The 9,289-nt window shown below is 69.7% G+C and carries 9 protein-coding genes and 1 rRNA gene; all 10 read left to right on the top strand.

Annotated features, from left to right (window positions below; genetic code table 11):
* Positions 1–145: 145 nt before the first annotated feature.
* The 10 genes from rrf to ACFVGS_RS03755 all read left to right on the top strand — a co-directional run bounded on the left by rrf (position 146) and on the right by ACFVGS_RS03755 (position 9,273).
* Positions 146–262, top strand: a 5S ribosomal RNA gene (rrf, locus tag ACFVGS_RS03800).
* Positions 263–401: 139 nt separating this feature from the next.
* Entirely contained in the window at positions 402–1,010 is a 609-nt protein-coding gene (locus ACFVGS_RS03795; RefSeq protein WP_384423157.1) for a CDP-alcohol phosphatidyltransferase family protein, read from the top strand.
* A 115-nt stretch (positions 1,011–1,125) separates the two neighbouring features.
* Complete coding sequence (locus tag ACFVGS_RS03790) at positions 1,126–3,621, top strand: sugar phosphate nucleotidyltransferase (protein WP_384423155.1); 2,496 nt, start codon at positions 1,126–1,128, stop codon at positions 3,619–3,621.
* Between the two features lie 110 nt (positions 3,622–3,731).
* Positions 3,732–4,661 (top strand): DUF881 domain-containing protein, encoded by a 930-nt coding sequence (locus tag ACFVGS_RS03785; RefSeq protein WP_384423153.1) that lies wholly within the window; start codon positions 3,732–3,734, stop codon positions 4,659–4,661.
* Positions 4,658–4,990 (top strand): small basic family protein, encoded by a 333-nt coding sequence (locus ACFVGS_RS03780; protein ID WP_015032176.1) that lies wholly within the window; start codon positions 4,658–4,660, stop codon positions 4,988–4,990. The genes ACFVGS_RS03785 and ACFVGS_RS03780 overlap by 4 nt, the downstream gene beginning before the upstream one ends.
* A gap of 251 nt (positions 4,991–5,241) precedes the next feature.
* The gene (locus tag ACFVGS_RS03775) at positions 5,242–6,102 is read left to right on the top strand and encodes a DUF881 domain-containing protein (protein ID WP_385690044.1); all 861 of its coding nucleotides are present in this window, start codon (positions 5,242–5,244) and stop codon (positions 6,100–6,102) included.
* 61 nt (positions 6,103–6,163) lie between these two features.
* Positions 6,164–7,126, top strand: coding sequence for an FHA domain-containing protein (locus ACFVGS_RS03770; RefSeq protein WP_384423151.1), 963 nt, complete (start codon positions 6,164–6,166; stop codon positions 7,124–7,126).
* Positions 7,127–7,154: 28 nt separating this feature from the next.
* A complete protein-coding gene (locus tag ACFVGS_RS03765; RefSeq protein WP_384423149.1) occupies positions 7,155–7,901 on the top strand; it encodes a MerR family transcriptional regulator in 747 nt (248 codons plus the stop codon).
* A 64-nt stretch (positions 7,902–7,965) separates the two neighbouring features.
* Positions 7,966–8,439 (top strand): bifunctional nuclease family protein, encoded by a 474-nt coding sequence (locus ACFVGS_RS03760; protein ID WP_128976543.1) that lies wholly within the window; start codon positions 7,966–7,968, stop codon positions 8,437–8,439.
* 201 nt (positions 8,440–8,640) lie between these two features.
* The gene (locus ACFVGS_RS03755) at positions 8,641–9,273 is read left to right on the top strand and encodes a MerR family transcriptional regulator (protein ID WP_384423147.1); all 633 of its coding nucleotides are present in this window, start codon (positions 8,641–8,643) and stop codon (positions 9,271–9,273) included.
* Positions 9,274–9,289 lie beyond the last annotated feature (16 nt).

Genomic DNA, 9,289 nt, shown 5'->3' with positions numbered 1-9,289 from the left:
CGGATGTGGAAGCCCAGTAATGGGTGGAGCTGACCGGTACTAATAGGCCGAGGGCTTGTCCTCAGTTGCTCGCGTCCACTGTGTTAGTTCTGAAGTAACGAACACGCCCCCCTTCGGGGTGCGCGGCGGTTCAACTTCATAGTGTTTCGGTGGTCATAGCGTTAGGGAAACGCCCGGTTACATTCCGAACCCGGAAGCTAAGCCTTTCAGCGCCGATGGTACTGCAGGGGGGACCCTGTGGGAGAGTAGGACGCCGCCGAACAAATTGTGACCTCAACCCCCGGACCTTGTCCGGGGGTTGAGGCATTTCTGCGTTCAGGAGACCCCTGTGCCGCCGGCCGTCGGGGCTGAAGGTAAGGTCATGGGGCCATCGTCAGCTCGTTCCCACAGGAGGCCCCCGGGTGGAGGTCCAGGAGACCCGCGTTCAGACGGACCGGGTACTCACCATCCCCAACATCCTCAGCATGGCTCGCCTCGTCGGCGTACCCCTGTTCCTGTGGTTGATCCTGCGGCCCGTCTTCGGCGGACCCAACAGTGACGGCTGGGCGCTGCTCGTGCTGGCGCTCAGTGGTGTCAGCGACTATCTCGACGGGAAGCTCGCGCGGCGCTGGAACCAGATCAGCAGCCTCGGTCGACTGCTCGATCCGGCCGCGGACCGGCTCTACATCCTTTCCACCCTTCTGGGCCTTACCTGGCGGGAGATCCTTCCGCTCTGGCTGACCCTCGCGCTTTTGGCCCGTGAGCTGATGCTCCTGGTGATGGTGGGCATCCTCCGCCGGCACGGCTATCCGCCGCCGCAGGTGAACTTCCTCGGCAAAGCTGCCACTTTCAACTTGATGTACGCGTTCCCGTTGCTGCTCCTCAGTGACGGAGAGGGATGGCTTGCGTCACTCGCCGAAGTTTTCGGGTGGGCCTTCGCCGGATGGGGTACAACTCTGTATTGGTGGGCAGGGATCCTCTACGTGGTCCAGGTCCGTCGACTCGTGAAGGCGGATACCGCGGCCGATTGAGCCCGTCCGTCCTGTGCCTGGCAACGACGCCGGCCGGATGAAGACGCCCGAGGGCCATTGAGCGGACAGGTGAAGTCGGCAGGACCGTCGTCTCTTCAAGGAGGACGCTTCCGACATGAAGGCCGTCGTGATGGCCGGTGGCGAAGGCACGCGCCTTCGCCCCATGACCTCGAGCATGCCCAAGCCTCTTCTGCCGGTAGTGAACCGGCCGATCATGGAGCACGTCCTGCGACTGCTCAAGAGGCACGGTCTCAACGAGACCGTCGTCACCGTACAGTTCCTCGCCTCTCTCGTCAGGAATTACTTCGGGGACGGCGAAGAGCTCGGAATGGAGCTCACCTATGCCAACGAGGAGAAGCCGCTCGGCACCGCGGGGAGCGTGAAGAATGCCGAGGAGGCGTTGAAGGACGACGCCTTTCTCGTCATCTCGGGGGACGCCCTCACCGACTTCGACCTCACCGATCTGATCCGCTTCCACAAGGAAAAGGGCGCGCTCGTCACGGTCTGCCTGACCCGGGTGCCCAATCCCCTGGAATTCGGCATCACGATCGTCGACGAGGAAGGCAAGGTCGAACGATTCCTGGAGAAGCCGACCTGGGGCCAGGTCTTCTCCGACACGGTGAACACGGGCATCTACGTCATGGAGCCCGAGGTCTTCGACTACGTCGAGGCGGACGTTCCGGTCGACTGGTCGGGTGATGTCTTCCCGCAGCTGATGAAGGAAGGCAAGCCGATCTACGGCTATGTCGCCGAGGGCTACTGGGAGGACGTGGGCACCCACGAGAGCTACGTGAAGGCCCAGGCGGACGTCCTGGAGGGCAAGGTCGACGTCGACATCGACGGCTTCGAGATCTCGCCCGGCGTGTGGGTCGCCGAAGGCGCCGAGGTGCACCCCGACGCCGTGCTGCGCGGACCGCTGTACATCGGCGACTACGCCCAGGTGGAGGCCGGCGCGGAGGTGCGCGAGCACACCGTCATCGGGTCCAACGTCGTCGTCAAGAGCGGCGCCTTCCTGCACAAGGCCGTCATCCACGACAACGTCTACATCGGGCAGCAGAGCAATCTGCGCGGCTGTGTCGTCGGCAAGAACACCGATGTGATGCGGGCCGCCCGGATCGAGGACGGGGCCGTCATCGGGGACGAGTGCCTGATCGGTGAGGAATCGATCGTGCAGGGCAACGTCCGGGTCTACCCGTTCAAGACGATCGAGGCCGGCGCCTTCGTCAACACGTCCGTCATCTGGGAGTCCCGCGGTCAGGCGCACCTCTTCGGGGCCCGCGGTGTGTCCGGCATCATCAACGTGGAGATCACGCCCGAGCTGGCCGTACGGCTCGCCGGCGCGTACGCCACCACGCTGAAGAAGGGCGCGACCGTCACGACCGCGCGCGACCACTCCCGTGGCGCCCGGGCGCTGAAACGGGCGGTGATCTCGGCACTGCAGGCCGCCGCCATCGACGTACGCGACCTGGAGAACGTGCCGCTGCCGGTGGCGCGGCAGCAGACGGCGCGAGGCTCGGCCGGCGGGATCATGGTGCGCACCTCGCCGGGTGCGCCGGACTCCGTGGACATCATGTTCTTCGACGAGCGGGGCGCGGATCTGTCGCAGGCGGGCCAGCGCAAGCTCGACCGGGTGTTCGCGCGCCAGGAGTACCGGCGGGCGTTCCCCGGAGAGATCGGCGACCTGTCGTTCCCGGCCAGCGTGTTCGACTCGTACACCGGCTCGCTGCTGCGGAACGTGGACACCTCCGGCATCGCGGAGGCGGGTCTGAAGGTGGTCGTCGACGCCGCCAACGGAAGCGCGGGTCTCGTGCTGCCGAGCCTCCTCGGCCGGCTCCAGGTGGATTCGCTGACGATCAACCCGGGTCTCGACGAGTCGCGGCCCACGGAGTCGGCGGAGAGCCGGCGGGCCGGACTCGTACGGCTCGGTGAGATCGTGGCCTCGGCGCGTGCCGCGTTCGGGGTGCGCTTCGACCCCGTCGGCGAGCGGCTCTCGCTGGTCGACGAGCGGGGCCGGATCATCGAGGACGACCGGGCGCTCCTGGTGATGCTGGACCTGGTGGCGGCCGAGCGGCGGTCGGGCCGGGTCGCGCTGCCGGTGACGACCACGAGGATCGCCGAGCAGGTCGCCGCGTACCACGGCACACAGGTGGAGTGGACGACGACCTCGCCGGACGACCTTACCCGGGTCGGCCGTGAGGAGTCGACGATCTTCGGCGGTGACGGCCGTGGCGGGTTCATCGTGCCGGAGTTCAGCAGCGTCTTCGACGGTGCGGCGTCGTTCGTACGGCTCATCGGTCTGGTGGCCCGTACGCAGCTCACGCTCAGCCAGATCGACGCCCGCATTCCGCGCGCTCATGTGCTCAAGCGGGACATCGCCACCCCGTGGGCGGTGAAGGGCCTGGTGATGCGCCGGGTGGTGGAGGCGGCCGGTGACCGGTCCGTGGACACCACCGACGGCGTGCGGGTGGTGGAGGCCGACGGGCGCTGGGTGATGGTGCTGCCCGACCCGGCGGAGGCCGTCACCCATCTGTGGGCGGAGGGGCCGGACGACGGCTCCGCGCAGGCGCTGCTGGACGAGTGGTCGGCCGTCGTCGACAGCGCAGGTCACTGAGCCGCGGCGGACGGACGAGGCGTCCGAGCCGGGAGGTACCCGTCGGTACCTCCCGGCTCTTCGGTGGGGCCATTCGGCGGTAGGGCGTGCGACGTGCGACGATGTGCGGCATGTCGCAGCAGCCCCCCGTTCGGAGCACAGGAACGCCACCTCCGCGTCCGGACGCGTCGATGTCGCTGCTGAACAACGTGATCGACCACGCTCTGGACGACGGTTACGCGGAGGCCTCGGCCCGGCGCGCCGCCGAGGGCGGTGGGCTGCCCCGTACGATTCGGGCCAAGCTCGGGCTCGCGGCGGGCCTGGTGCTGGCGGCGGCCGTCGTGACGCTGGGTGCCGCCGAGGCGCGGGTGTCCGCGCCGGTGGTCGCCAAGGAGCGGCAGGAGCTGATCGACCGGATCGAGTCGGAGACCTCGGCGGCGGACGGGCTGGAGCAGGACGTCGAGCGGATCCGCGACGAGGTCGGCGAGCGGCAGCGCAAGGCGCTGGAGCAGCACGGCGGTGACCAGGCGGAGCTGGTGGCGCTGCTGTCCGGGGCGACGCCGGTGCACGGGCCCGGCGTGAAGCTGGTCGTGGACGACGCCAAGGGCACCGACACGGGTGGCGGCGGTCCGCGCGAGAGCAGTGGTTTCTCGGACACCGGGCGGGTGCGCGACCGTGACATGCAGCGGGTCGTGAACGGTCTGTGGGAGTCGGGTGCCGAGGCGGTCGCGATCAACGGTCAGCGGCTGACGGCGCTGTCGGCGATCCGGGCGGCGGGCGACGCCATACTGGTCGACAACAGGCCGCTGGTGCCGCCGTACACGATCCTCGCCGTCGGCGACGGACAGCGGCTGAGCACGGCGTTCCAGGACAGCGCCGACGGCCAGTACCTGCACGCGCTGCAGGAGAACTTCGGGATCCGTACGAGCATCTCGGCGGAGGGCGACGTGCGTCTGCCGGCCGCGTCGAGCCTGATCGTACGCACAGCAGAGCCGAGGGGAGCCGGGTCGGCGAAGGCCACCGGGCAGGCCACGGCCGACACAGGGAAGGGCACATCTTGATCGCCGTACTGGGCCTGATCGTGGGAGTCGTGGTCGGACTGTTGGTCCGGCCCGAGGTTCCGGCGGTGGTCGAGCCCTATCTTCCGATCGCCGTGGTCGCCGCCCTCGACGCGGTCTTCGGCGGACTGCGCGCCATGCTCGACGGGATCTTCGTCGACAAGGTCTTCGTGGTGTCGTTCCTGTCGAACGTGGTGGTGGCGGCGCTGATCGTCTTCCTCGGTGACAAGCTGGGCGTCGGAGCGCAGTTGTCGACCGGTGTGGTCGTCGTGCTGGGCATCCGGATCTTCTCGAACGCCGCCGCCATCCGTCGGCACGTGTTCCGGGCGTGAGGCCGATGAGCGAGAACGAGCACGAGAACGAGAACGCGAACGGGCGGGACGGGCAGCCGGCGCGGGAGCCGGGCGAGGCCGGCGCGCCGCAGCCGCGACCGCAGTCGCAGCCCGGACGCCAGCCGCAGCCGGGTCCGCAGCCGAAGCCGCAGCCGGGCGCGCACCCGCAGCCGCGACCGCAGTCGCAGCCCGGACGCCAGCCGCAGCCGGGTCCGCAGCCCAAGCCGCAGCCGGGCGCTCAGCCACGGCCGCTGCCCGGCGCCCAGCCGCAGCCGGGACCGCAGCCCCGGCCTCGGCCCGTACCCCCGTCCCAGCCTCCGTCCGGGTCCGTCCCCCCGTCCCAGCCCGCACCTCAGCCCCCGGCGGCGCCCGTGCCCCGGTCCGAGCCGTCGATGAGCGGGCGGCAGCGGCTGGCCGCCAGTCTGTGGCCGCCGCGGGTGACGCGGGCCCAACTCGTCGTCGCCCTGCTGTTGTTCGTCCTCGGCCTCGGTCTGGCCATCCAGGTCCGGTCGACGAGCGACAACAGCGCGCTGCGCGGCGCCCGCCAGGAGGACCTGGTGCGGATCCTCGACGAGCTCGACGACCGCACCCAGCGCCTGGAGGACGAGAAGACCCGTCTGGAGAGCCAGCGCAACGAGCTGGAGTCCAGCTCGGACCAGGCCGAGGAGGCCCGCAAGCAGACCCAGGAGAAGGAGCGGCAGCTCGGCATCCTGGCCGGTACGGTCGCCGCCGAGGGCCCCGGGATCACGCTGACGATCACGGACTCCGCCGGTGCCGTCGAGTCGGACATGCTGCTCGACGCCATCCAGGAGCTGCGCGCGGCGGGCGCGGAGGCGATCCAGGTCAACGACGTGCGCGTGGTGGCCGACAGTTACTTCTCGGGCAGCGGACGAGACATGTCGATCGATGGAACGCAGGTGGCCGCTCCGTACGTCTTCAAGGTCATCGGCAAGCCGGAGGATCTCGAGCCCGCGCTCAACATCCCCGGCGGCATCGTCCAGACGTTGGAGAAGGAGCAGGCCACGGCCAGGGTGGAGCGTTCCGGGAAGATCGTCGTCGACGCCTTGCGACCTGCGAAGCGGCCTGACTACGCTCAGTCGTCCTCGCAGTGAGGCGGGGCTCGATGACGGTCGCGCGGCAAGGGCATGACCTTGCGGGGGGTCGCCGCACCACATGGGTGGTGCGTGGTGGAAACTGTCGAGTGGATACGGACGTTGTGAAGATGTCCGGGTCGGCAGGTGTGTTCAGTCAGGGTTCGTCCTGCCCCACGGGCGGGTCTGTTTCGGTCAAGGGGAATCGCCCGTGAAGTTGTTTGCGAAGTTGTTCGGCAAGAGCGGACGCGAGGACGGCGGCGACGCCAGGCATCGCGCGCCGCGTCACGCCCAGAGCGAGGAACAGGGCGCCGAGCGCCCGCTCTTCCGTGACGAGGTCGGTGGCCACGGTGGGAACATTCCGGGCACACAGGGCGCGTCTTCTGTTGACCCTGCCGGTGCCGGGCGCATAGGTTTCGGAGAACCATCAACCTCAAGTACGGGTGGAGGGTTTGCCCCCGATCCGTACGCGACCCAGACCTCCGCGGGGCAGCCGCGGCAGGAGGACGCGTCCATGCCGGTGTGTACGAGGTGCGGTCACCGTAATACGGCGGACAGCCGTTTCTGCTCCCACTGCGGAACGCCGCTGCGTGGCGGAGTCGCGCCGGAGCGTGCTTCCGAGACGACCTCGACGATCTCCATCTCGGGGCTCGAGGCCTACGACTCGGAGGTCACCGGCCAGACCGCGCTCCCGGCGCTCTCGGCCGAGGCGCTGGCGGCGGTGGAGGCCCTGCCGACCGGCTCGGCGCTGTTGATCGTGCGCCGCGGTCCGAACTCCGGCAGCCGCTTCCTGCTCGACGGCGAGCTGACCACGGCCGGCCGTCACCCGCAGAGCGACATCTTCCTGGACGACGTGACCGTGTCGCGCCGTCACGTGGAGTTCCGGCGCCAGCCCGACGGCACCTTCACGGTGTCGGACGTCGGCAGCCTCAACGGCACCTACGTCAACCGCGAGCCGATCGACTCGGTCGTGCTCTCCAACGGTGACGAGGTGCAGATCGGCAAGTACCGGCTCGTGTTCTTCGCGAGCCAGCGGGGCGTGTGACGCCCCGGAGAACCTTCAGGGAAGGTCCATGCTGCGTACACCGACGGGCGGTGCCGGTCTCGGCGCCGCCGCCGCGGGCGAACGACTGGTGAGCATCGGCACGGTGCTGAGCCAGTTGCGCGACGAGTTTCCCGAAGTGACCATCTCCAAGATCCGGTTCCTGGAGGCCGAAGGGCTCGTCGAGCCCCGACGGACGGCCTCCGGGTACCGGAAGTTCAGCCCGCAGGACGTGGAGCGGCTCGCCCAGATCCTGCGGATGCAGCGGGACCACTACCTCCCGCTCAAGGTCATCCGCGAGCACCTGGACGCCCTCGCCCGGGGTGAGCAGGTCAGGCTGCCCTCGCCCGCGGGCCCCTCGCGCGACCTGCTCGACGGGGCCTGGGACGGGGAGGCCGAGCGTCCCACCGCTGCCCGGGTCGGCCGGGCCGAGCTGCTCGCCGCCGCCGAGGTGACCGAGGCCGAGCTGGCCGACTGGGAGTCGTACGGACTGATCGCCCAGGCCGAGGGCGGGGGCTACGACGCCGAGACCGTCACCGTCGCCAAGCTCGTGGCGGATCTGGGGAGATTCGGTCTGGAACCCCGGCACCTGCGGGCCGTGAAGGCCGCCGCCGACCGGGAGGCCGGTCTCGTCGAACAGGTCGTCGCGCCGCTGCGCCGGCACCGCAATCCGCAGACCAGGGCCCATGCGGAGGCCACCGCGAAGGAGCTCGCGGGCCTCTCCGTACGGCTGCACGCGGCACTGGTCCAGACCGCTCTCGGGCTCCGGCTGCAGTGAACCGGGGACGGCCTTCGGGCGGCCCGACTACCCAAACCGGGCGGGCACGTCCTAGGGTTGCTGTGTGAACGAGCTCGACGTTGTGGGTGTCCGGGTGGAAATGCCCTCCAACCAGCCGATCGTGCTCCTGCGTGAAGTGGGAGGCGACCGGTACCTCCCCATCTGGATCGGACCGGGGGAGGCGACCGCGATCGCCTTCGCCCAGCAGGGCATGGCCCCGGCCAGGCCGCTGACGCACGACCTCTTCAAGGACGTGCTCGAGGCCGTGGGGCAGGAGCTCACCGAGGTCCGCATCACGGACCTGCGCGACGGCGTCTTCTACGCCGAGCTGGTCTTCGCCAGCGGTGTCGAGGTGAGTGCCCGGCCGTCCGACGCGATAGCGCTCGCCCTGCGCACCGGGACGCCGATCTACGGCAGCGACGGGGTGCTCGACGACGCGGGGATCGCGATTCCGGACGAGCAGGAGGACGAGGTGGAGAAGTTCCGCGAGTTCCTCGACCAGATCTCGCCCGAGGACTTCGGGACGAGCAACCAGTAGCCCGCCGGACTCGCCCGCGGCCCGTCCGGCCGCGGCCGGGGAGCGGCCCCGAGGCATTCGAGTAGCCTTTCCCCGACACGGGGCACGGGAAACCACTCTTCGGGTGATTATCACTCGGCGTGCCGAGTGTGGCGATCGTTGACGCACCCCGAGTGACTGCCTACCTTCGTGTGGGCAGGTCAAGGACGGAGGGTCGGCGTGATGAGCAGCGGCGACGGTACGGCAGGGGGCTTCCTGGGGCGCGCCCCCGGGGAGAAGGGCCCGTATCCGCTTCACGGCAGTGTGGGCGACCTCGGTACGGACGCCGGCGCGCCCCCGACGGCCCCGGGCGAGGTCCAGGAGACCGTCGGCTACCGCGGTCCCACGGCCTGCGCGGCGGCCGGCATCACCTACCGGCAGCTGGACTACTGGGCGCGCACCGGCCTCGTCGAGCCGAGCGTGCGGCCCGCCTACGGCTCCGGCACCCAGCGGCTCTACAGCTTCCGTGACGTCGTCGTCCTGAAGATCGTCAAGCGATTCCTGGACACGGGGGTCGCGCTGCAGAACATCCGGGCGGCGGTGCAGCACCTGCGGGCCCGCGGATTCCGCGATCTGGAGCGGATGACCCTGATGAGTGACGGCGCGACGGTCTACGAGTGTTCCTCGCCGGACGAGGTGGTCGACCTGCTGCAGGGCGGTCAGGGCGTCTTCGGCATCGCCGTGGGAGTGGTCTGGCGGGACGTGGAGGCGGCGCTGTCGCAGCTCCACGGCGAGCGCGTGGACACCGGCGAGACCCTGATCGGGCACAACCCGGCGGACGAGCTGGCGCGGCGGCGCCGGGACCGGGCCGTCTGACCCGGCGGCTCCGCGC

Source organism: Streptomyces sp. NPDC127114, from assembly GCF_042677525.1.
Lineage (GTDB): Bacteria > Actinomycetota > Actinomycetes > Streptomycetales > Streptomycetaceae > Streptomyces.
The sequence above is the reverse complement of the archived record's forward strand: the minus strand, read 5'-3'. Positions and strand labels throughout refer to the sequence as shown.